This window comes from Aquimarina sp. Aq107 (genome assembly GCF_943733665.1).
GTDB lineage: Bacteria > Bacteroidota > Bacteroidia > Flavobacteriales > Flavobacteriaceae > Aquimarina.
Genome location: NZ_OX030782.1, coordinates 1,530,392 through 1,552,563, shown reverse-complemented (window position 1 = coordinate 1,552,563; position 22,172 = coordinate 1,530,392). Strand labels below are relative to the sequence as shown.

General features: G+C 30.9%; 21 protein-coding genes and 2 tRNA genes. 8 read left to right on the top strand and 15 right to left on the bottom strand.

Annotation, left to right across the window (positions count from 1 at the left end; genetic code table 11):
• The first annotated feature begins 237 nt into the window (after positions 1-237).
• The 4 genes from NMK29_RS06295 to NMK29_RS06280 all read left to right on the top strand — a co-directional run bounded on the left by NMK29_RS06295 (position 238) and on the right by NMK29_RS06280 (position 4,607).
• Positions 238-2,487, top strand: a complete 2,250-nt coding sequence (locus NMK29_RS06295; RefSeq protein ID WP_159092186.1) for a response regulator — start codon at positions 238-240, stop codon at positions 2,485-2,487.
• 97 nt (positions 2,488-2,584) lie between these two features.
• Positions 2,585-3,754: a PLP-dependent aspartate aminotransferase family protein gene (locus NMK29_RS06290; protein WP_108803078.1), complete on the top strand. Its 1,170-nt coding sequence runs from the start codon at positions 2,585-2,587 to the stop codon at positions 3,752-3,754.
• A gap of 1 nt (position 3,755) precedes the next feature.
• Positions 3,756-4,472 carry a bacillithiol biosynthesis deacetylase BshB1 gene (gene bshB1, locus NMK29_RS06285; RefSeq protein WP_108803077.1) on the top strand — a complete coding sequence of 239 codons (717 nt, stop codon included), beginning with the start codon at positions 3,756-3,758 and terminating at the stop codon, positions 4,470-4,472.
• A 59-nt stretch (positions 4,473-4,531) separates the two neighbouring features.
• Positions 4,532-4,607, top strand: a tRNA-His gene (locus tag NMK29_RS06280).
• A gap of 67 nt (positions 4,608-4,674) precedes the next feature.
• On the opposite strand, the gene NMK29_RS06275 is transcribed toward NMK29_RS06280, so the two are convergent.
• Positions 4,675-5,721, bottom strand: coding sequence for a M28 family metallopeptidase (locus NMK29_RS06275; protein WP_108803076.1), 1,047 nt, complete (start codon positions 5,719-5,721; stop codon positions 4,675-4,677).
• A 170-nt stretch (positions 5,722-5,891) separates the two neighbouring features.
• Between NMK29_RS06275 and NMK29_RS06270 the strand changes: the two genes are divergently transcribed.
• The 3 genes from NMK29_RS06270 to NMK29_RS06260 all read left to right on the top strand — a co-directional run bounded on the left by NMK29_RS06270 (position 5,892) and on the right by NMK29_RS06260 (position 7,672).
• Positions 5,892-5,976, top strand: a tRNA-Ser gene (locus NMK29_RS06270).
• 133 nt (positions 5,977-6,109) lie between these two features.
• Positions 6,110-6,985, top strand: coding sequence for a LytTR family DNA-binding domain-containing protein (locus NMK29_RS06265; RefSeq protein ID WP_108803075.1), 876 nt, complete (start codon positions 6,110-6,112; stop codon positions 6,983-6,985).
• A gap of 120 nt (positions 6,986-7,105) precedes the next feature.
• Positions 7,106-7,672: a hypothetical protein gene (locus NMK29_RS06260; RefSeq protein ID WP_108803074.1), complete on the top strand. Its 567-nt coding sequence runs from the start codon at positions 7,106-7,108 to the stop codon at positions 7,670-7,672.
• 40 nt (positions 7,673-7,712) lie between these two features.
• On the opposite strand, the gene NMK29_RS06255 is transcribed toward NMK29_RS06260, so the two are convergent.
• The 9 genes from NMK29_RS06255 to folE all read right to left on the bottom strand — a co-directional run bounded on the left by NMK29_RS06255 (position 7,713) and on the right by folE (position 14,815).
• Positions 7,713-8,111 (bottom strand): DUF2452 domain-containing protein, encoded by a 399-nt coding sequence (locus NMK29_RS06255; protein ID WP_108803073.1) that lies wholly within the window; start codon positions 8,109-8,111, stop codon positions 7,713-7,715.
• Positions 8,111-8,392, bottom strand: a complete 282-nt coding sequence (locus NMK29_RS06250) for a TIGR03643 family protein (protein WP_108803072.1) — start codon at positions 8,390-8,392, stop codon at positions 8,111-8,113. The genes NMK29_RS06255 and NMK29_RS06250 overlap by 1 nt, the downstream gene beginning before the upstream one ends.
• A gap of 6 nt (positions 8,393-8,398) precedes the next feature.
• Positions 8,399-9,877, bottom strand: coding sequence for a cryptochrome/deoxyribodipyrimidine photo-lyase family protein (locus tag NMK29_RS06245; RefSeq protein WP_108803071.1), 1,479 nt, complete (start codon positions 9,875-9,877; stop codon positions 8,399-8,401).
• Entirely contained in the window at positions 9,867-11,399 is a 1,533-nt protein-coding gene (locus tag NMK29_RS06240) for a cryptochrome/photolyase family protein (protein ID WP_108803070.1), read from the bottom strand. Before NMK29_RS06240 ends, NMK29_RS06245 begins: the two co-directional genes overlap by 11 nt.
• 3 nt (positions 11,400-11,402) lie before the next feature.
• Positions 11,403-12,701, bottom strand: a complete 1,299-nt coding sequence (locus tag NMK29_RS06235; RefSeq protein WP_108803069.1) for a DASH family cryptochrome — start codon at positions 12,699-12,701, stop codon at positions 11,403-11,405.
• A 15-nt stretch (positions 12,702-12,716) separates the two neighbouring features.
• The gene (locus NMK29_RS06230) at positions 12,717-12,866 is read right to left on the bottom strand and encodes a DUF2256 domain-containing protein (RefSeq protein ID WP_108803068.1); all 150 of its coding nucleotides are present in this window, start codon (positions 12,864-12,866) and stop codon (positions 12,717-12,719) included.
• A gap of 156 nt (positions 12,867-13,022) precedes the next feature.
• Complete coding sequence (locus tag NMK29_RS06225; protein ID WP_108803067.1) at positions 13,023-13,439, bottom strand: hypothetical protein; 417 nt, start codon at positions 13,437-13,439, stop codon at positions 13,023-13,025.
• Between the two features lies 1 nt (position 13,440).
• Positions 13,441-14,043 carry a flavin reductase family protein gene (locus NMK29_RS06220; RefSeq protein WP_234424247.1) on the bottom strand — a complete coding sequence of 201 codons (603 nt, stop codon included), beginning with the start codon at positions 14,041-14,043 and terminating at the stop codon, positions 13,441-13,443.
• A gap of 73 nt (positions 14,044-14,116) precedes the next feature.
• Entirely contained in the window at positions 14,117-14,815 is a 699-nt protein-coding gene (folE, locus tag NMK29_RS06215) for a GTP cyclohydrolase I FolE (protein WP_108803065.1), read from the bottom strand.
• A 394-nt stretch (positions 14,816-15,209) separates the two neighbouring features.
• Here folE and NMK29_RS06210 point away from each other — a divergent pair, with 394 nt between their 5' ends.
• The gene (locus tag NMK29_RS06210; RefSeq protein WP_108803064.1) at positions 15,210-17,018 is read left to right on the top strand and encodes a M61 family metallopeptidase; all 1,809 of its coding nucleotides are present in this window, start codon (positions 15,210-15,212) and stop codon (positions 17,016-17,018) included.
• A gap of 68 nt (positions 17,019-17,086) precedes the next feature.
• On the opposite strand, the gene tssO is transcribed toward NMK29_RS06210, so the two are convergent.
• From tssO to NMK29_RS06185, 5 genes are read right to left on the bottom strand one after another with little or no spacing between them, the layout of a single operon-like run.
• On the bottom strand, positions 17,087-17,602 hold the full coding sequence (tssO, locus tag NMK29_RS06205; RefSeq protein ID WP_108803063.1) for a type VI secretion system TssO: 516 nt from the start codon (positions 17,600-17,602) through the stop codon (positions 17,087-17,089).
• Positions 17,603-17,629: 27 nt separating this feature from the next.
• Positions 17,630-18,787: a hypothetical protein gene (locus NMK29_RS06200; RefSeq protein ID WP_027392879.1), complete on the bottom strand. Its 1,158-nt coding sequence runs from the start codon at positions 18,785-18,787 to the stop codon at positions 17,630-17,632.
• Between the two features lie 33 nt (positions 18,788-18,820).
• Positions 18,821-19,810 (bottom strand): PKD domain-containing protein, encoded by a 990-nt coding sequence (locus NMK29_RS06195; RefSeq protein WP_108803062.1) that lies wholly within the window; start codon positions 19,808-19,810, stop codon positions 18,821-18,823.
• Between the two features lie 23 nt (positions 19,811-19,833).
• Positions 19,834-21,669, bottom strand: a complete 1,836-nt coding sequence (locus NMK29_RS06190; protein WP_108803061.1) for a type VI secretion system baseplate subunit TssF — start codon at positions 21,667-21,669, stop codon at positions 19,834-19,836.
• Positions 21,670-21,677: 8 nt separating this feature from the next.
• Entirely contained in the window at positions 21,678-22,109 is a 432-nt protein-coding gene (locus NMK29_RS06185; protein WP_108803060.1) for a GPW/gp25 family protein, read from the bottom strand.
• Positions 22,110-22,172 lie beyond the last annotated feature (63 nt).

Below are 22,172 nucleotides of genomic sequence, written 5' to 3'. Positions count from 1 at the left end.
GTGGCAAATATACATCTCATTAATCAACATATATTAAGAGATAATTTTAATTTTCTATATGTTGATAGTTTTTTCTAATACACTTCAATTCCTTCATGTATTTATATAAATTCTTACAAAAAAGCAAAATACCTTACATAAATTACGGATAAATTGTCCTTTTTACACGATGATTTACACTTTGTTAGATCTATTTTTGTATTTTCGCTAAACAAACTTAGCCTAGAGATTTAAAAGTTGAGGAACTTTATTAAACATACTATATTAGCCTTTTTAGTGTTTTCTTCAATAAACACTTTTGCTCAATCTATTCTTGATACTGATAGTATCCAATTATATATTGAAAGGGCCGAAGAATTCTTAGAAGAATATAAATACCAGCAAGCTTTAGAAAAAGCGAATGCAGCTCTTAAAAGTGCCAAATACAACAATGACGATAAAAGCTTAGCTAAAATTTACGATTTAATCGCTCAAATACATGAGTTAAACGAACAAGAAAGTGAAGCTATTACCAATTATATTACTGCACTAACTTATGCTGCTAGTGCTAAAAGTAGCAAACTAAAAGCCAAATTATTAAATAGTTTAGGAACCCTCTATATCAAAAATGATAAAACGAGGCATAAAGGTGTAGAACGTTTTCAACAAAGTCACGATATCGCCAGAGGAATAAAGGATACTGTAAAAATGGTAAAACCTTTATTAAATCTAGCAGAACATTATATAGATAATAATGACTATAAAACTAGTGATAAGTACCTAACAAAGGTAAGAGCAATTATAGGTTCTGAATTAAACATAGAAAGCACACAAAAAATTAAGTTAAGTAATTTGCTCGGAAAGTACTTCTTACGCGTTAGAAGGTATGAGCGAGCAACTGAACATGTAGATAACGCTATAAATTTTGCTGAAGAAGAAATTGATATCCATAAATCTGATAAGAATCTAAGATTGATATCCACATTCCATGTAAAACTTGCAACAGCTTACCATACAAAATATAAAATTTTTAAAGCGCAAAAAGAGTTTGAACTAGCAAATCCATTTTTAGAAAAACATTATGAGCATCTTTCTAAATCAGAAGATTTAATCAAAGAGATAGAATTACTTAGAGCCATCGTAGAAAATGATGTTGATCAGATGAGAGATAAAGTTGAGCAGGCTAATAAAAAAGATGCTAAAAACTATTCTAAAGAAATAAAATGGCATATTATTACAATTCTTGGAGTTGTTCTTATATTAATTTCTCTTGCTTTTTTAATTAGCGCATACAAAAACAATCTACAAAAGAAAAAGCTTAATAATGACCTTATAGAGAAAAATAAGGAATTAGTAAACGCTAAAGAAACCGCTGAGCAAGTTTCTACATTAAAGTCTCAATTTATATCCACAGTAAGTCATGAACTAAGAACTCCTCTTTATGGAGTTATTGGCCTTACTTCATTATTAATGGAGCACCCTGAAGAAAAAAAGAAAAACGAATATTTAGAATCTCTTAAATTCTCGGGAGATTATTTATTGGCGTTAATCAATGATGTTTTACAATTAAGTAAAATAGAAACTAATGAAGTAAAATTAGAAAAAGTTTCTTTTGACATAAGGTCTCTAATCGAAGGAATTGTAAATTCATTGCACTCCAAACAAAAGCACAATAGTAATACTGTTCATATCGACATTGACAAAAATATCAAAACTACACTTCTTGGAGATTCGGTTAGACTATCACAAATATTAATAAACTTGATTGGTAATGCACTTAAGTTTACGAATAATGGAAATATCTGGATTAAAGTAAAAAGTCAAGGTTTAGAAGGTGATATCCATAAATTACGTTTTATTATAAAGGATGATGGTATAGGAATCCCTAAAAGTAAGCAGGAGACTATTTTTGATAATTTTGCTCAGGTAAAAAATCAAAACCAAGAATACGAAGGAACGGGATTAGGTTTAGCAATTGTAAAAAAATTAATTCATCTACATAACAGTGAGATTTTTATTAATAGTGAAGAAGGTGTTGGATCAGAATTTACATTTGATTTAAGTTACGAAAAAGCTGTTAAAGCACAAGATAGTACCTCCCAAACTGGTGAAAGCATTAGTATAGGAACTACCAATTTTAATATCTTAATTGTAGATGATAATAAAATTAATCAAATTGTTACTCAAAATATCTTAAAAAAGAAAGGTTATACTTGTAACTTGGCTAGTAACGGTATGGATGCTATAGAGATGGTAAAAAGTGAAAGTTTTGATTTAATCTTAATGGATATTAATATGCCAGAAATGAATGGATTAGATGCTACAACCGTTATCAGAACTTTTAATTCTCATATTCCTATAATAGCACTTACTGCTGTAGAAGAAGGGGAAATTAGAGATCAGGCATTATCCGTAGGCATGAATGATGTCATCATAAAACCATATGATACGCAACAATTCTTCCAAACTATTATGAAGAATATTTCTAAAGTGAAATACATAAGTTAGATTTCAATTAGTATACATAATTTATTCTGTTAAAGCTTATTCTTATTATTCTTGAATATATTATTTTAGAGCAATAATTCAAGCTTACTAAACAGACATGAACTCAAAAAACAAAGGTTTTAATACCATCTGCACCCACGTTGGAGAAATTGAAGACAAACAATTTAAAGGCGCAATATCTCCTATTTATCTATCTACTTCCTATGCTTTTGAAGACGTAGATATCAAAAGATACCCTCGTTACTTTAATACTCCTAATCAGGAAGCATTATGTAAAAAAATAGCACAGCTAGAAAAAGGAGAAGCATCTTTAATTTTTGGGAGTGGTATGGCCGCAATTAGTACTGCTTTATTTGCATTTTTACAAAAAGGAGATCATATTGTACTACAAAGAACATTGTATGGCGGAACAGCAAATCTGGTAAATGAGGAATTTAGTAAATATGGAATAGAATACTCTTTTGTAGATTCTCAAGATGCTAATGGCTTTGAGGAAAAAATAAAAGAAAACACTAAAGTTATTTATATTGAGACTCCCTCTAATCCTCTTTTAACTATAACCGATATAAAAGCAATAGCCGAATTAGCAAAGGAAAAAGGTATAACAACAATGATAGACAATACTTTTGCTTCTCCTGTAAATCAAAACCCCATAGAATTAGGAATTGATATTGTAATACATTCTGCTACAAAATATTTAGGAGGTCATAGTGATATTTTAGCTGGCGCAGTTGTTTCTTCTGAAAAAAACATGGAACAAATTTTTCATCTAGCAAAAAACTTTGGAGGTAGCTTAAGTGACTTCACAGTTTGGATGTTAGAACGAAGTATTAAAACGTTAGGATTACGCGTAAAGCAACAAAACAAAAATGCCAAAAAGATGGCCAAATGGTTAGAAAAACATGATGATATACAAGCTGTATATTATCCTGGATTGAAATCTCATCCAGACTATAAATTAGCCAAAAGTCAAATGAAAGGATTTGGGGGAATGCTATCTTTTGAATTGAAAGAGGGGCTTGACGCTAGTAAATTTCAAAAAGAATTAAAATTAATTAAAAGCTCTATGAGTCTCGCGGGAGTAGAAAGTACAATACTGTCTCCTACCCTAACATCTCATGCATTATTAACTGAAGAAGAAAGAAAACACCAAGGAATCAATGATGGTTTACTTCGATTTAGTGTGGGTATTGAAGAAACAGAAGACCTCATAGCAGATATCGAACAAGCACTAAAAAAAATAAAGATCTTAGAATTTGAACACTAAAATGAAATTAGATATTCTAGCTATTGGAGCACATCCAGATGATGTAGAATTAGGTTGCTCTGGAACAGTAGCAAAAGAAGTAGACAGCGGAAAAAAAGTTGGAATACTTGACCTTACCAGAGGTGAACTTGGTACCAGAGGTACTGCAGAAACAAGAGATCAAGAAGCAAAAGATGCGGCGGCTGTTTTAGGCGTATCAGTTCGGGAGAATTTAGGCTTTAGAGATGGTTTTTTTAAGAATGACGAAGCTCATCAATTAGCAATTATTGAAATACTAAGAAAATATCGTCCAGAAGTAGTTCTTTGTAACGCTATTAAAGATCGACATATTGATCACGGAAAAGGAAGTCAACTAGTAAGTGATGCCTGTTTCCTATCTGGTTTGCGAAAAATAGAAACTTCTATTGATGGTAACAAACAAGAAGCTTGGAGACCTAAAAAAGTATATCACTATATTCAATGGGAAATCCTAGAACCAGATTTTGTTGTAGATATTAGTGGATATATGGATAAAAAAATGGAAAGTGTATTAGCATATAAGACTCAGTTTTATGATGCTACCAATGATGCTCCGTCCACTCCAATCTCTAGTAAGAATTTTAAAGAAAGTGTTCGATATCGTGCAGCAGATTTAGGAAGAATAATAGGAGTTGAATACGCTGAAGGGTATACCGTAGAACGCTATCCTGCAGTGAATTCCATTTTTGATTTAATATAATTTCATTTTTTCTTTTGCAGAAAGCAAGAAATACCTTATTTTTGCAGCCGAAATTAAATGGTGGTTGTAGCTCAGCTGGTTAGAGCGCCTGATTGTGGTTCAGGAGGTCGTCGGTTCGAAACCGATCTTCCACCCTTTTAAAAAAAAGACTCTGTATTTACAGAGTCTTTTTATTTTTTAAGTATTTTTTTTTATAGAAAAACTACTCTTTTCCTATACCATCTACAATAAGTCTTTTTTCTCTATTTGCTACTTCCCAAGCTGTATAAAAAACTAATTGTGCTCTTTTGGTCATAAGTTCATATTCAATTTTATCTGGAGTGTCTGTAGGCTTATGATAATCCTCGTGAACCCCATTAAAGTAAAATATTATAGGAATATTATTTTTTGCAAAATTATAGTGATCACTTCTATAATAAAATCTATTAGGGTCATCTTTTGCATTATAAGTGTAATCCAAATTTAACTTAGTATATTCCTTATTTACTTCTTCACTTATATTGTGCAATTCAGTACTCAACCTATCACTTCCTATTAAATAAATATAATCATTCTTATCCTTCTCTTCGTGATCTTTATCAATACGCCCTATCATATCGATATTAAGGTTTGTAACAGTATTTTCTAATGGAAAAATCGGATTTTCTGTATAAAACTTTGATCCATATAAACCTTTTTCCTCTCCTGTTACATGCAAAAATAATATAGATCTTTTAGGTCCTTGTCCATTTTTAGCAGCTTTTGCAAATGCCTCGGCAATCTCTAATATACTTACAGTTCCTGAACCATCATCATCTGCTCCGTTATATACATTCCCGTCACTATCAACACCTACATGATCATAATGAGCAGATATCACCACTATTTCATTCGGCTTCTCTACTCCTTTTATATACGCTAATACATTTTCTGAGGATTTGATACCTCCTCTAAAATAACTTTCAGGTATTTCTTGATAATAATTATCGTCATCCAATGGAGAAGAAATACCCATTCGTTTATATTGTTCTTTTAAGAATTCTGCTGCTTTCTTTTGTCCTGGCTCTCCAGTGTCCCTTCCTTCAAACTTATCGTCGGCAAACGTAAATAAATAATCTTTAAGTTCCCCTGAAGTAATAGTCTCTGCATATGCTGTTACATCTAACTTAACTTCTTTAGAATTGGAGCTATCTGTATTTGACGATTTTTGTGAACTACCACACGAATATAGCAGTAGTAGCAAACCAAATACAACTATAATATTTTTCATTTAATTCTTTTTTATAACTCCATGCAATATACAGATTTAGAGAGAGATCGAATAGTGAATATTTTCTTAAAAGAAATATCCTGAAATTATTTTACATTTTTTTTTTAGAATTGAAAAAAGGTACTATATTTGCACCCGCATTCAGGGAATACCTGATGAGACTAAACACTGGAGAAATGGCAGAGTGGTCGAATGCGGCAGTCTTGAAAACTGTTGAGGGTCACACCTCCGGGGGTTCGAATCCCTCTTTCTCCGCAAAAAACGCTTCATCTTACGATGAGGCGTTTTTTTATTTCAATTTTTAAAAATAGTTTTAATTTTAAACTCTTGATCATTAAAATAACATAGAAAAAACAAAATTAGGCTTTATAATAGAAATGAAAATCAAATGAAAAAAACTATTCTAAAATTAACAAACCCTAGAAGAAGTTTGATTATCATATTTCTAATATTGATAATTGCTATAACATTTGAAACATCACAACAGCTTTATTATATAAAAAGATATAACCTTTCTCCTAATACAACATTTTACGACCTATTAAAAAGTCAATTCTATAGTTGGATAATTTGGATACTATTTTCATCTGCACTTATTAAACTTGTAAAAACAAAAAAAACAGATAAAAAAAATACCATTGCGGATATCTTATACTATGTTTTTACAATATTTGGATTAGTTCTGATTTGTATTTTAACTATTGCATTATTACAACAATTAAGATCAGAAGACTCTTTTTCTATCAAATTACTACTCACCGAATATTTACCGTTTTTTGTTTTTCAAAAAACTCCTATTTACACATTAGGCTATTTTGCAATAACAATTATTCTTCATTTACATTTTTCGAATGAACAATTACAAATAAAAGTTCAGAGTTTATCTGAAATTAAAAAAATCAACAAACATTTATATCAGAAATTAATCTCTAAAGTAGACGACAAAACCACCGTTCTTAACATTAAAATAGGAAATAAACGTAAAATTATTCCAACTTCAAATATTCATTGGATTGAAGCTGATGATTATTGTGTAAAAGTACACACCAACGACAAAGACACCTACGTGATGCGAAGCACATTAAAAAGTCTGGAAGAAAAATTAGGGCCTAATTTTTTAAGAGTACACAGAAAATCAATTGTAAACATGGATTTTATCAAAGAACTAAACCTCTCAAGTAGCCCAAAACTAATAATCTCTAAAGATATTGCTATCCCTATTTCAAAAAGTAACCTTAAAAAGGTAAAGCAATTTCTTTCTTAAGTTCTAAATTTAGAATTCTTTAACCAAGTTTACTGCAAAAACAAATAGTTCCCCTGCATTGTTACAATTCAGCATTGTTTTTTTTCATTGATTTGAGCATATCAACAAAAAATAGAAATCATGAAATGCTCTATACTCATTTTAGCAATTATATTTCCCATTGCACTTACAGCACAATACGATTATGGTGTTTCACCAGAATTTCCATATGGTCAGGCAAATCCTAAAGCTCCAAAACAAATTAAAGATTTTGAACCTATGATTGGTGTTTGTAATTGCAAATCTATCGTACGCAAAAAGGATCAAAGTTGGGGAACCCCTGTTAATATGACTTGGACATTTAAATACATTATGAACGGAATGGCTATCCAGGATGAAACAATAAAAGAAGATGGAGGACACTCTGGTAGTATCAGACAATTTATAGCCGATAGCAGTAAATGGTATGTTCACTATTATTCCTCTAAATCACCTACCACGATTTTCCCTGTTTGGGAGGGAAATAAAAAAAATGAAAAAATAATTTTATATAAAGACCAAGTAGCCCCAAATGGAACTAAAGGCTACTATCGATTGACCTTTTATGACACGTCCAAAACAGGATATAAATGGATTGGAGAATGGGTTGATGTCACGGAAAAAATTATCTATCCAACTTGGAAAATTTCTTGTGATAAAATAAAATAGCATCATTTTTTTTCAACAACAAATCATAACTATACATTTATTACAACTGTTCCCACATTTTATCAGCATTAAGCCTAAAAGTTCCCAAATGATCAAAACTACACTCTGATGGAGCAATTATAGATAAGAATGATTCTTCTTTTATATTTCTATATAAATGATAAACCTCTCCAACTATTGGCTCAAAAGTAAACTTAGCATTATAAATTAAATTATTGTATTCAAATTGCTCCATCAAAACATCATACTGCGCCTTTAATTCATCATATTTTGCTTTTACCTGCTTATTTACCTTATGCACATTTGTGTTTTTCCAAGCTACAGTATCTGGAATTGTAATAACAGGAGCGCCTACACCTGTGGCATAAGGTTTTAATGCCGCATCATACCTTTTCTCTTCTTCATTATAAACTACCTGATCTGGTTTTTTATCGCTCATTAGTATCTTTTTGAAATTTTATTATGTGTAATCTGTTTTTGTCTCGAACATTTAAATCTTCCATCTTCAAAAGTACGTTTTTTAAGATGTTTCGTCTTTCTCCCTTGCACTCTCTTACGCCACATCCTAAAACTTGATGGTTTCATTTCTTTGCGCATGAAAGTAATCACTTCCTGTTCTTTTAATCCAAATTGCATGAGAATAGCATCAAATGGAGTTCTATCCTCCCAAGCCATTTCAATAATTCTATCAATATCTCGTATTGTTAAATCTCTTTGCATATTTATCTAAATTTTTCTATTCGGTAATGTATGTTTTTTCAATATTCGATATCCTTCTTTTTTAACTAAAGCATCTTCTTTCATACTCCACAAAGTATCACTTGCTCTTTTTCTAGTGGTATCTATATCTACTATTGGAAAAGGATAATCTTCTCCTAACACAAAATTGTTAAACTGTTGTTCCATAGGAGGCATTTTATGCGGCTCATGGATATAAGCTATGGGAACATTCTTTAATTCTGGAACCCATTGTTTTATAAAAACCCCATCTGGATCATGCTCTATACTATTTTTGACTGGATTATATATTCTAAGTGTATTAATACCTGTTTCACCAGCTTGCATCTGTAATTGTGGAAAATGAATCCCGGGTTCAAAGTCTAAGAACATACTAGATAAGTGAGCACTTGCATTTTGCCATGGTTGCCAAAGATTATGCGTAAAAAATGAAACTACCAAAGCACGCATCCTAAAATTAATATATCCTGTTTCGTTTAAACAACGCATGCATGCGTCTACCAAAGGGTATCCTGTTTTACCTTCTTTCCAAGCTAATTGATACGTGTCAGAAATTTGTTTCTTTAATTTCCTATATCCTTTATTGATACTTTCAAACTCCATAATGTCCTCCATTTCAAATTTTTGAACAAAATGTACTTGCCATTGTAATCTAGATGTAAAAGCATCAATTTGCTTTTTATCTCCTAATAATTCTCTTTGATGAACAGCATATTGCCAAATCTGCCGAATAGAAAGGTTCCCCCAAGCTATATAAGGAGACAATCTACTACAACCTCTACGTGCTAATTCTGGTTTTGAAATATGAAAGCTATAATTTTTGTATCTACCTTTAAAAAAAGAGGTTAGATATTCATACCCTTTTGTGGTTCCACCTTGTTGAAAATTATAATCTAATGAAGTATCTAAATCAACAACATTAAAAACTTTTTCAAGCTCTAAGATTTTTTCAATAGCAATAAAACTAGTAGGTTTTGGATCAAACTCAAACGGTTGTTGATTCATATAATGCTCACAATCATCCCTCCAATTTTCTCTATTTTTTAATCCTCTGTGTATACCATTATTCGTGTTTTCTTTCCAATCAATTAGGTTGTTTTTACAAAATCTCGAAAATGCCTTATCTCTTTCATAGGTTAATCGGATACCAGTCTCCTGATGCGAAAATACGTGGTCTATTTTCCAGAATTGTTGTAAGGTTCCAATCGCATGAATAACTTCTGAAGACACACATAACACTTTTGTATTATAAACTAACAACTGATTATTTAAATCTTGTAATGATTGCTTTATAAAATTCCAATGTCGTTCGCTGTAGTGTTTATCTTCTTTAAGTGAATTTTCAAATACATATAATAATAATGTTGGACAATTGGTATTAATGGCATTATATATCGCCTCATTATCCTGCAATCTCAAATCACGCTTAAACCAAACTATATTGATATGTTCTTTATTAGTACTCATCCGGGTTTTCTATAATATGATTAGCTCTCTCCTTAAGCTTATTTAATTTTTCTCTATCCATTTTATGTAATAAATTAAGCATCATGGACATTCGCTGATTATTTTTAAAATACGCCTGTTTTTCATCTAAAAAATTCCAATAAAGAGAATTAAAAGGACAAGCATCATTTTCATGCTTTTTAGCTACTTTATAATGACAACCTTTACAGTAATTGCTCATTTTATTAATATAACTTCCACTAGAAACATATGGTTTAGTAGCTACCAATCCTCCATCTGCAAACTGACTCATTCCACGGGTATTAGTAATTTCTACCCACTCTATTGCATCAATGTAAACTCCCAAATACCATTGATCAACCTCATCAGGATTCGTCATTGTTAATAAAGCGTAATTACCTGTAATCATTAACCGTTGAATATGGTGTGCATAAGAATCGTCGAGGCTTTGTTTAATAGCAGAACGCATACAATTCATCTTAGTTTCTCCTGTCCAATAAAAAGACGGAAGTCTATTATGATTATCTAGTTTATTTAGATTTTTATAATTTGGCATTTTTGCCCAATACATTCCGCGCATATACTCTCTCCAACCCAGAATCTGACGAACAAACCCTTCTACTTGAGATATATCTATATTATCTTTATTATTTTGCCAATAATCAATTACCGTAGTAATAACTTCCATTGGATGAAGCATCTTGCTATTCATTGCGAAAGAGAGTCTACTATGGAACAAGTACTTTTCTTCTGGATGCATTGCATCCTGATAATCTCCAAAATACATGAGTAGATTGTCACAGAAATACGTTAGAAGAGATAAACAATCTTCTCTTGATGTCGGCCAATTAAACTCTTTACTATTAATATTACCTATAGTCTTGACATTGGATTTACTAATACCATCTACGATATCACTGACATCTTTATAAAAATCTTTTTTGCCTGGAATCTCTGGCTTTCCTGTCCACTTTTTCCTATTGCTTTGGTCAAAATTCCATTTCCCCCCTTCAGGATCTTTTTTAGTAAGCATCAAAATATCATACTTCTTTCGCATATTACGATAAAAGTATTCCATCATGTATTGCTTTTTACCTTTAAAAAAGTCTAATAAATCTGTTCTAGAGGTTAAAAAATGTTCTGTGTCAAAAACCTCTGTTTCTATTGATAATTCATTACAAAAATTTTTCAGTTGAATATCCAATCTATACTCATCCGGAAGCTGATATTCAAATTTTGTTATATTCTTCTTAGCAATTATTTGTTTTAAATTCTCTACTAGATTTTGTTGATTATCATTATGATCCAACTCGTAATAAACAACATTGCGTTTATTACTTTTTAGCCATAATTTAAAGTTTCTCATACTCTGAAAAAAACCAACAACTTTCTGAATATGATGTATTGTATAATCTGTTTCCTGCCGCATTTCTGCCATAAAATAGCAAACATCATCTTGTTCATTCTTATACCAAGAGTGATTATAGTTTAGTTGATCGCCAAGTAATAAACGTAGTTTCATAAGTTAAAATAAGGTTGGTTGTAACCAAAGATTTTGAAATTTATTTTTGGGATCATACCGTTCCGATTGCAGTTTAATATTAAATTTTCGATCCCTCGGATCATTACCTACTCCGGCAACATATTGCCAATTACCATAATTGCTATGAACATCAAAATCAATCAATAAAGACTCAAAATATGCTGCTCCAATTCTCCAATCCAATCTTAGCTCTTTTGCAAAATAAGATGCCACATTTTGCCTACCCCTATTACTCATCCATCCAGTATGATATAGTTCGATCATATTAGCATTTACAAATGGCTCTTCCGTTTCTCCATGAATCCATCGATTAACACTTTCTTTATTTTTAGACCAAGAATACTCTTTATGAAGAATCCCATCTATTTTAAAAAGATCATCTCCGTGCTTCAGCGAAATATATTTAAAAAAATCTCTCCAAATAAGTTCAAAAACAAGCCAATATGTACTCTGATTTTTTTCTACTTGTGCCTCATAATTCATCACTTGATGATAAATAGTACGAGGAGAAATAGATCCATTTGCAAGCCAAGCAGAAAGTTTTGAACTATATTCAGTTCCTACCAAACCATTCCTTGTTTTTTTATAAAATGATATGTTTTTACTATTCCAGAAATAGTCCTCAATTCTTTGTAAAACTTGATTCTCGCCTCCAAGAAAAGGAAATGCTGTTCTAGAATCAACTGGAAAATCGTTAAAACCCAACATCCTTAATGAAGGTATCTCAGTTAAATTAATTAACAAATTATCCGGTGATAATGGCTTCATCGAAGTTTCTGGCCTAACCACTACAAGTTTTTCACATCCCTTTCTAAAAACAGTAAACACTTTTGGTATTTCCTGTTTATCAAAAGGAATGTCATCTGGGTGAAAAAGAAATTGATCATAAGATTCGATCCAACCTACTTTTATTTCATTAAGCTCAGTCCTTACTGATTCTGAAACTATCATCTCTTCTCTAGTCCATTCTTTTTGGAGGTACACAGTATCTACACAATGATCTTTAATTATTTCTGGAAGAATTTGTTCTGGACGACTAAGATATATAAGCAACGTAATATTAAGTTTCGCTAAATTTTCTTTTAGCTCAACTACACTTTCTAAAAGAAATTTAGTTCGATATACCTCTGTTTTTCTAAAACCATATTGATTTAAATTAAATAGTCTGGGATCAAAACAAAATACAGCTATTACCTTATTATTAGTAGATACTGCTTTGTAAAGAGAAGAATTATCCCTAACTCTTAAATCATTCCTAAACCACACAAGTCCTGTCTTCATCATATCATCTAACTTCTAAGAAGTCATCTTTAATTGATTCCTATTATTTCTGCATTTTTTACTACAATACTGAACCTCTTCCCATACTTTTTCCCATTTCTTTCTCCAAGTAAAAGGACGCTCACATACTTTACAAACTTTAGTAGGAAGGTTAGATTTTTTCATAATTTAATTTTGTTTAATAAATTTACAAAAAGTTTAAACAAAAATACACTAACAATTGGATTTTAACAAGACTAAAACATATCGGAAGTGCAAAATCAAAAACTACAGAAGACTAAGAAAATCTAAGAGGTTCTAGAAAGCATTAATACTATTTGATTAGTAAACATGCGTAAACAAGCTTAACAAAAAGATCATTAGCCATAAAGCTGTACGTAACCAATTCATAACAATAAGCTTATTAATAATTTTGTTGTTCACCATATTTCTAGAAATCAATGAATGCATAGGAACAAATTGGAAAAAAGTAGAAACCCACACACCAATCACTAAAACCAAATAAACAATATTATAAATGGAAGAAAAATCCTGAAAAACCTGAACAATACCTATAACCAACTGTCCAGTCATAAGAGGCATTACTATTACACCAATACGCTTGGTATAACTAGAATGCCATTTTATTAAATCTTTAGTCTGGAAATACCTAAAACTCGGATAAATTATTAATTGTACTATTAAGATCAACACTAATAATGAAAAATCTAAAACTAAGCGCGCTATTCCAAAGTCCATATTATTTAAAATCCGGCATTTCTGAAACTCTAGCATACGGATACTCTTCAATTTTCTCTAAAGCATAGTATGTATTAAGTCCTGATATTCCAACAGTGTTGGTCTGACTCAAGTCTACATCCAAATGATCGGTAATAACTGCTTCAGGAATAATTAAATGCTGTATTTCTCCAATCATAAGAATAGTTCCATTAAGAGGGATTTTTATTGCCTCTACAAACGCTAACCCAATTTTAAGCTGACTTTCTTTGACAAAAGGGGCTTTAAAGTCAGGAATAAAATCTTCCGTTAATCCACATTTCACAAACTCCGAATCATTTTTATCTAGCTTAGCCGATGTATAGTGAGCATTTCTCACAAATGATTGATGAATATGATTTATTGTATACTGCTTATTCTGTAAAATATTTTCGTAGGTATGTCTAGGCACTTCTCCTATTGGACGCATAATAAACCCCATCAACGCAGGATCACTTCCTAAATGAACTACAGAACTAAATATTGCTACATTAGTTTTTCCAGAATCATCAATTGTACCAATTAGATTTGCTGGTTTTATTCCAGAAACTGAGTTTATAATTTTCAAACGCTTTACGCGTTCCATGTTTTCAATCTGTTGTTTTGTATAATGCATATAAAACTTACTATCTTCTAATAAGACAATTTAAATTAAACAACTAGTCATTAAGATAATTCTGTAATTCAGCTATTTTCTCAGATGTTCTAAATACACCTCCATAATACGAAGTAACTGTAGCAGAAGTATCATCTTTAACCCCTCTAGAAGATACACAAAGATGCTTTGCATCAATAATAACAGCCACATCATCAGTTTGCAGAATCTCTTTTAATTCCATAGCTATTTGATTGGTCAATCGTTCTTGCACCTGCGGTCTTTTAGCAAAATATTGAACTATCCTGTTTAACTTAGACAAACCGATCACTTTACCAGAAGAAACATAAGCGATATGCGCTTTTCCAATTATAGGAACGAAATGATGTTCACAATTAGAATAAAACGTAATATTTTTTTCTACGAGCATCTGCTCATATTTATATTTATTATCAAACAATGCGATCTTAGGTTTATTTCTAGGATCTAATCCAGAAAAAATTTCTTCTATATACATTTTAGCAACGCGATCAGGAGTACCTTTTAAAGAATCATCAGTGAGATCGAGTCCCATAACATCCATGATTTCTTTAAATAAAAATGCGATCTTTTCCTTTTTTTCTTCATCTGATATATTGAACGCATCTTCTTTCATAGGAGTTTCCATCCCAGTACTTATATGATCATCTCCTATCTCATCAATAGAAAACCCGTTTAAATTATATCCGTTAGGCTCAATTAATGTATCTATTCCTACTTTCATCTAGTTTACTATTATATTTTAAAATTTATTAAGGTTTTTAAACCAATAATCTCACTCATATTATTAGTTTAAGTGAAATTTTACAATACCAAAGCTACAAAATTGTTTAACTATTTAAACTATTAGTTAAACAAAAATTAACATATGTTTCAATTTTAGATAAGAATTACAACAATCAACCTACTGTTTTAACCTAACATCTAATTTCCTTAGGTAATATTTGTCCAATTAAGAGTTTGTTGTATTTTTGAATTCTGTTTTAGTTTAAACTTCGGTCTAAACTTATTTCAGAGCCCCATAAATATTTCGAACTTCCCTAATTGCTGTCGGTAATAAATTATTTTTATTTTTGCCGCTGATAAAAGCACGAATCTTTTAACCAAAAACCTTTTTAATGAAATCTTTTCGATTTTTTATTTCCATTTTCTTTCTATTTGTTATTCAACTAGGATATACTCAAGTACGAAATGAATACCAAATTTCTTTTGAAAATGCTGTGCATCATGAGGCTAAAATCAATGCGGTATTTACCAATTTAGAGAGCGGTACAATTTCTCTTAGGATGAGCAGAACTTCTCCAGGTAGATATGCTTTGCATGAATTTGCAAAAAATGTTTATGATGTTAAGATTACTGACAGCAAAGGAAAAGACGTTACCGTAACAAGACCAAACCCATATCAATGGGATGTTTCTGGTCATGATGGAACCTTAAATGTTTCTTATATTTTATTTGCTGATAGAGGTGATGGTACTTATTCGCAAATTGATGAAACTCATGCGCACTTAAATATGCCTGCAACTTTTATGTATATACCTACTTTAAAAGATCGTCCGGTACAAGTGACATATCAGGTAAGAGAAGATCTTAATTGGAAAGTTGCAACTCAATTGATTCCGCTAGGAGGTAATGCTTTTTTAGCACCAAACCTTCAGTATTTCATGGATAGTCCTGCGCAAATCAGTAATCATACAGTAAAAGAATTTAAAGTAGCTTCTGGCGGAACAGAATATACTATAAAACTGGCTCTACTACATCAAGGAACAGAGGAAGAAGCCGATCAGTATTTCGAACAAATAAAAAAGATTGTAGAACAAGAAAAAGCTGTTTTTGGAGATTATCCAAATTTCGATTACGGAGAATACACATTCTTAGCTAGCTATATACCTCAGGTTTCGGGTGACGGAATGGAACATCGTAATTCTACGGTTCTAACAAGCACATTAAGTTTGGCTGATGGAGGAATGGAAAAAAATATTGGTACAGTTGCTCACGAATTTTTTCATGCTTGGAATGTAGAACGTATACGACCGATATCTTTAGAGCCTTTTGATTTCGAAAATGCAAACATGTCTGGGGAGTTATGGTTTGCTGAAGGATTTACCAGCTACTATACAAATTTAATTTTGTGTAGAGCAGGAATTATAACACAAGATGAATACATTGCAGGATTAAGTAAAACATATAACTATGTTTGGAATTCTCCTGCCTTACAATATTTCAACCCAATTGAAATGAGTTACCAAGCTCCTTTTGTTGATGCAGCTAGTTCCATAGATCCGACTAATCGAGACAATACATTTATATCTTACTATTCCTATGGAAGTATGTTAGGACTTGCTTTAGATCTATCCTTAAGAGATAAAGACGATCTAAATCTAGATGATTATCTTAAACTTGTATGGACAAAATATGGAAAAACTGAAATCCCTTATACTATCGAGAACCTGTTCTTTACACTAAGGGAATATGCTGGAGAGTCTTTTGCGGATGACTTTTTCGAAAAATATATTTACGATAGTCAAACTCCAGATTTCAAAAAATTACTTGGATCTGTTGCGATATACCCTAAGACAAATAGTAAAAAGGCATATTTAGGCGCAAATATTACATTTAACAATGATGATAATGCCGAAATTTCTAAATATGTAAAAAAAGGAACACCAGCATATACGGTAGGTTTAGCAAAAGGAGATGTAATTGTTGCTATTGATAATAAATCTTTTTCAGATATTGATCAATTTAACGACGTTATCAGTAAATACAAGCCTGGCAAAAAAGCTACGTTAATCTATAGAAGACTTGGAGTTGAGAAAAAGGTTTTGGTAAAATTTGGTGTTGATCCAGAAGTTATTATTACACAATTTTCTAAACCAAGTAAAAAAGCTTTACTGAAAAGAGAAAATTGGTTAAAGGCTAAATAATTCGTTCTTAATGAACAGAATAAAAAAAGTCAACAATATAAATATTGTCGACTTTTTTTATTTGGCAACTAAAGAGCAGCTCTACAACGATCAAGATCGCTTCTAGCTCTATCAAGTTGTTCTCTAGCTTTTTCTAAAGCTGCTTTATATTCTTCAAACTCTTGAAATTCTTTTTCCTGTTTAGCAAGCTGAGCTTTTAACTCTTTAATCTGTCTATAAGAGCTTACTATATTGACATACATTTTATATCTATAGGTAGTGTCATTTGGATCTATAGCTTCGTTTAGATCCCCTATTTCTGATTCAAGATTTCTATTTATATAATAAAGATTATCTTCTTTACCAGGTCTTTCTAACGAATCAATTAGCTTTTCTATTTTAAACATTCCTTTAGAAAAATCTTTCTGAAATTTTGCGTCTTTTTCTACAATTGCTGTACGTTCTCGTAAGACTTCATTTTCTTTAAAAGGTATTCTATCAAAATCAAAAAAGAATGCAGTAACAATTAATGCTGCTGTAAATAAAAATAGTAAGGCAAATTTTAAAACACTATTTCTTCTTTCTTTACTGTTTTTTGGTTTCATTTTCCGTAAATTATATTTAATTACACATTAATCTAATAAGAAACTTCTTCTATTCTTAACATCAGGTTTAGCGATTACCTCTTCTTTCACAAATATATTAGAATCTGATTTTTTTCCAATATAATCAAGCTCATTTAATTTCTTAAACAAAGAAAGCATCAATTTTGTAAAACTAGACACGTTATGTAAAGCTTTATTAATATCTGTATGTTGATATTCTAAGTCCATCATTTCAATCAAAACATTCTCAAAAGCTCCTTGATTTAAATCACACCAATCCGATAAATAATTTAATAGTTCTTCTTTACCTGTTCCTACATATACATCCATATTATTTTTGATCACTCGTGCTAGAGACATTAGCTTAGTAATCATAGTAACTGGTGGCAAATGCCTATCGTACAACCTAAACTCTGGTAACATACCACCTAGATACTGTAATGTATTCTGAGTTAAAGTTAAAACCATTGTAGCTAGTTCATTAGATTGTTTCTTCTGATAGATCTTTTGTATAATGTTCATAGAATATTTTTCTATAGCATTAAAAAAAGTATGTATTTCGGTATAGATATAACGTAAATCTTGATGACTCTGTATAGACACACAAGGTGGAATAAAATCCTCTGCTAAAGAAGCAACACCATCATTAAATTCGATTCTTCCTATAGTAATATGATGTCTCCCGAACTCTTCTTCATTAGCCTCTGATAGATTGATTACATTAAGACTGTACTCTGGCAATACAAAAGGATGTCTAGGAGGCTCTTCCTCTGGATCGGCATCACCAACAGGAACTCTTCCATAAGGATCCACGCTAAGTACTATATAACACTCTTCTTCTGCGCTATTGATCTTATATTCTGTATTAATGATACTTCCTTTTTGTTCTAATGCAGAAGAAATTTCTGGTGTAATATTTATAATATAACCACCTTTAGTAATCGCTTTACACTTATTAAGCTGAACTTTTATTGTATCCTGACCGTCCATGGAAAAAACCATATCCACAGCATCATCACCTGCTAAATCAGGTAACAAACCATAATTAATAGCGTTGATATCTTTAGAACCTATTAATTGAGAGAAATTAGTAAATGCATTATCCGCCTCAATAAAATGATTCTTATTAATCTTCATTCCGTCAATCCAATTGACACGATGATGATTTTTATTTTTTAATTCCATCTTTTTAAAATATACTTGTTATAGAACATTTAATTAAAATATACTTGTTTTCCTATAATCAATCACAATGTTCTTTATACAGTTATTATCTTCATGAGTTAAGTCTAAATCCTTTATAACAATACTCTTACCTTTTATTTTTTCACAAAACTCAATAAAAGTAGTTCGCTTTTTCTTTACGATAATAGGAAGGTCCAAATTCCCACATAAATAATCTTTAAAATCTTTAGCCGTCAATTTTTTGGTAGATACCAAAATCAATTTAGACTTAAACGATTTTTCATTAATAAAAGGAGCCTTAAATTCATCCTTAGGATCATCCGCTATTGGATCGTCTCCAATAGGATCATCTGGTATAACAGAAACATCTCTTATCACTATATCATCTTTACGGATTTTTTCTTTTTTCTTTGGCAATACCTCTATCGTCTGTTTAGTAGAATACTTAAGTTCTCCGTTAACAATTAAGGTAATCGTTTTCCTTCCTTCTGTACTATATATGTATTCAGGGCTTTTCTCTCTGGATGTTCCTCCTAAAGCATTCTCAAAGTTCCATTCCCAAGTTTCAGCATTTAACGTATTATCCTCAACCTTTAACTTTTCTCCAACTCTAATTCTAGGAGTTAAAATTCTAAACTTTGCTTTCTTCAGTGGATCTAAAATTTCTTTTTTCTCTAAAACAGTAATTTTCTGAATTTTAGGACATTTACCATTAACAATTAACGAAACATTATATTCTCCAGGTTTTTTAAAAGTATGATATAGTTTTCTTCTAGTATCTATAGCTGTGCTATCACCAAAATCCCATTTCCATTCCAATGCGCCTATCGTTTTATCTTCAAACTCAATAGATTCATCAACTCTTATTTCAGTTTCCTTAAAAGAAAATTCAATAACCTCACAAGGAACATAATTCACATACTTAAAGGCAAACACCGTTGCCGTTACTAATATTGTTATTAAAAAAAACAATATTACACTTTTATCTAAATGATAATTTGTTGTTTTATTTGATGTTTTCATTAGTATCTGTTTTCAATATATATTTAACTTACTACTGTTATCTTGTAAGGAAAAACGTTTAAAGATTGTTGCTCTAAAATAGATAAAATATTACTTTTTAAAGAATCCCATTCTACAGATGAAGTATTCTCTTTCTTGTTTTCCAAAAGTTTCACCTCAATACAAGGGATAAGACCTTTAGAAACATGGATATCTGTTTTAAAACCTTTAGACACCTTCACTTCTATTACTTTATTACTACACAATTCATAACATAGAGCTTTTACATCTTCTCTAGTTACAATTCTGTTTCTAGAAAGTAGTGCTCTTCTATAGGCATTTAGCCTTTCTTCCATCCCTAAGTTATTTTTACCTTGGAATGTAGAAGTTAGAAACATACTACCTTTTTGCTTAAGATCACTTCCTTGATAAATACTAAGACTATTACCTGACTTAATCTGATTAGCATCTTCTCCACTAGTCGTCCAATATTCTACAAGAAGGGTATCTTTCTTTTTATAAGGTTTTACAGAAATATAATTAGTCTCTTCCGAAGACTTTTTCATATCAGAAACCTTTTTCTCTAAAAGAGAAATATTTTGATTTAACTCATTAATATTAGATTGCAAAAAATCATTTCCAAAAAACGAAAAAGAAGCACTCTCGTCTTTTAATAATTCTATTAAATGGATCAAATATTCTCTTGCTTTTCTATAGTCTAATTTACTTACATTATCCCTTCTAATAACGTAAGTCCCTTTATCATCTGTAGCCGAATCATTTTCTCGTAATCTATAATCTTTACCAGAAGTATTAGAAATAGACTTCACATCCAAAAACAATTCTTGAGTACTTATAGGTACAATATCAATATAATCCTTTAATTGATACGATATACTCTCCCATTTTCTATTTAATGCGGGAAAAGCATTTACTGTACAGAAAACACTTTCTAAAATTGAATTATCTACAATTCTAGGAAACTCAATTTTAATCCAATTAAAATCAGCCAAATCATCATGATCTTTCTGATCTATAAATTTAGAAAATTCTTCTGGCATATCCGCCTTAGAGCCCAATGAAATATCTGATTTTATAGAAATAAAATGTTTTTTATACAACTTCTTTACTTGCTCTTCTATATTCCGTGTCTTATTAGGCTTATAATTAAATATTGACTCCAAATTAATTCGTCTGGAAACATCACTATTATAATACCCTGGAAAAGTTTTGAACTCCTGATCTAAAAAGCTAAAATTTGCGTTTTTAAGATGATGGTAAAAAAGTTCATTTTCTTGTACATCCAATAACTCAAAATAAAAAGAGACATCTTTTAATGAAATTTTACTCTGCTCAGTTTTTATACCTAAATACAAAGTTGATGGTGGCAACGAGCCTCCTGCCTTTAAAGACAAATCATTAGTTGATTTTCTTTTTCCTTCTAATTCAAAAATCTTATTACCACAAATCATACGACTTACTGTAGCATCTATTAATTGATTCTGTTGAATTGGGGAGAAATATATGTTTTTTAATTCTGTACTAGCATTCTTGGTCTTTATCTTCTTTTTATAGTATAATAAATGCTCAGGAGTTATTGTCGTCTTTTTCTCTATAGGTTCTGCATAAACAATACCATGAGCAGGACGAGATCCATATAAAGTTTCTGGCGTCATTAATTGAATCAACCGCTCCGTAATTCGTGTTTGCGAATTATCAATCTCTCCAGAAATTTTTTCTATCTCAGAAGCACAGGCACCAATTAGAAGAGATACCACAGGATCAAAAGAGCTTTCTATCTCATTAGGGGAAACTCCCCAAAGTGAAGCCGCCTTTTTGATCATTCTATTTTTTATCTGAACTTTATTTTCTGTACTCATAAACCCTATTAAAATGAAAGTGGAGCAATATAAAATTTTTCTAAACAAGCAAATTGTTCATTTGTTCTACTCACAACCCCATTTACTTTTATCTCTACTAGTTTCTTAATTCTATTTAAACTTCCTCTATTTTTAAACTCCTCTTGTTGTATTGTAACATCAACCGTGACTTTCTTAAGTCTTCTTTCCTGAGAAACTATACTTTCCACCAAAGATTCGGAAATAGTATTACGCAACTTATTTGTACTAGTTAGATTATCAAAATCAACATTCCAAATAGAACACCCAAAAGATTCATCAAAAGTACATTCCCCAAAATACGATGTAGTAATCAAATGAATATATCCAACAATAGATTGATTAAGATCACAACTATCAATCTCTTTGTTTTTAACTATTCTAAATGTATCTAAAGGCAACTTATAATAAGAACTATTCATACAGGATAATTTGTGCGCTTTAATTTACTTACAAAGCAAATGCAATTTAATAAAGATTTTATT

What these genes read in the sequence shown, in the direction of transcription:
- NMK29_RS06235 (WP_108803069.1), bottom strand. Translation starts at nt 12,701, where the DNA reads ATGAAGACAGGACTTGTGTGGTTTAGGAATGATTTAAGAGTTAGGGAT.
- NMK29_RS06195 (WP_108803062.1), bottom strand. Translation starts at nt 19,810, where the DNA reads ATGAAAACATCAAATAAAACAACAAATTATCATTTAGATAAAAGTGTA.
- NMK29_RS06275 (WP_108803076.1), bottom strand. Translation starts at nt 5,721, where the DNA reads ATGAAAAATATTATAGTTGTATTTGGTTTGCTACTACTGCTATATTCG.
- NMK29_RS06255 (WP_108803073.1), bottom strand. Translation starts at nt 8,111, where the DNA reads ATGAGCGATAAAAAACCAGATCAGGTAGTTTATAATGAAGAAGAGAAA.
- NMK29_RS06185 (WP_108803060.1), bottom strand. Translation starts at nt 22,109, where the DNA reads ATGAATAGTTCTTATTATAAGTTGCCTTTAGATACATTTAGAATAGTT.
- NMK29_RS06200 (WP_027392879.1), bottom strand. Translation starts at nt 18,787, where the DNA reads ATGGAATTAAAAAATAAAAATCATCATCGTGTCAATTGGATTGACGGA.
- NMK29_RS06230 (WP_108803068.1), bottom strand. Translation starts at nt 12,866, where the DNA reads ATGAAAAAATCTAACCTTCCTACTAAAGTTTGTAAAGTATGTGAGCGT.
- NMK29_RS06225 (WP_108803067.1), bottom strand. Translation starts at nt 13,439, where the DNA reads ATGGACTTTGGAATAGCGCGCTTAGTTTTAGATTTTTCATTATTAGTG.
- NMK29_RS06260 (WP_108803074.1), top strand. Translation starts at nt 7,106, where the DNA reads ATGAAATGCTCTATACTCATTTTAGCAATTATATTTCCCATTGCACTT.
- NMK29_RS06220 (WP_234424247.1), bottom strand. Translation starts at nt 14,043, where the DNA reads ATGGAACGCGTAAAGCGTTTGAAAATTATAAACTCAGTTTCTGGAATA.
- NMK29_RS06245 (WP_108803071.1), bottom strand. Translation starts at nt 9,877, where the DNA reads ATGAGTACTAATAAAGAACATATCAATATAGTTTGGTTTAAGCGTGAT.
- NMK29_RS06240 (WP_108803070.1), bottom strand. Translation starts at nt 11,399, where the DNA reads ATGAAACTACGTTTATTACTTGGCGATCAACTAAACTATAATCACTCT.
- NMK29_RS06265 (WP_108803075.1), top strand. Translation starts at nt 6,110, where the DNA reads ATGAAAAAAACTATTCTAAAATTAACAAACCCTAGAAGAAGTTTGATT.
- NMK29_RS06290 (WP_108803078.1), top strand. Translation starts at nt 2,585, where the DNA reads ATGAACTCAAAAAACAAAGGTTTTAATACCATCTGCACCCACGTTGGA.
- folE (WP_108803065.1), bottom strand. Translation starts at nt 14,815, where the DNA reads ATGAAAGTAGGAATAGATACATTAATTGAGCCTAACGGATATAATTTA.
- NMK29_RS06190 (WP_108803061.1), bottom strand. Translation starts at nt 21,669, where the DNA reads ATGAGTACAGAAAATAAAGTTCAGATAAAAAATAGAATGATCAAAAAG.
- NMK29_RS06210 (WP_108803064.1), top strand. Translation starts at nt 15,210, where the DNA reads ATGAAATCTTTTCGATTTTTTATTTCCATTTTCTTTCTATTTGTTATT.
- bshB1 (WP_108803077.1), top strand. Translation starts at nt 3,756, where the DNA reads ATGAAATTAGATATTCTAGCTATTGGAGCACATCCAGATGATGTAGAA.
- tssO (WP_108803063.1), bottom strand. Translation starts at nt 17,602, where the DNA reads ATGAAACCAAAAAACAGTAAAGAAAGAAGAAATAGTGTTTTAAAATTT.
- NMK29_RS06250 (WP_108803072.1), bottom strand. Translation starts at nt 8,392, where the DNA reads ATGCAAAGAGATTTAACAATACGAGATATTGATAGAATTATTGAAATG.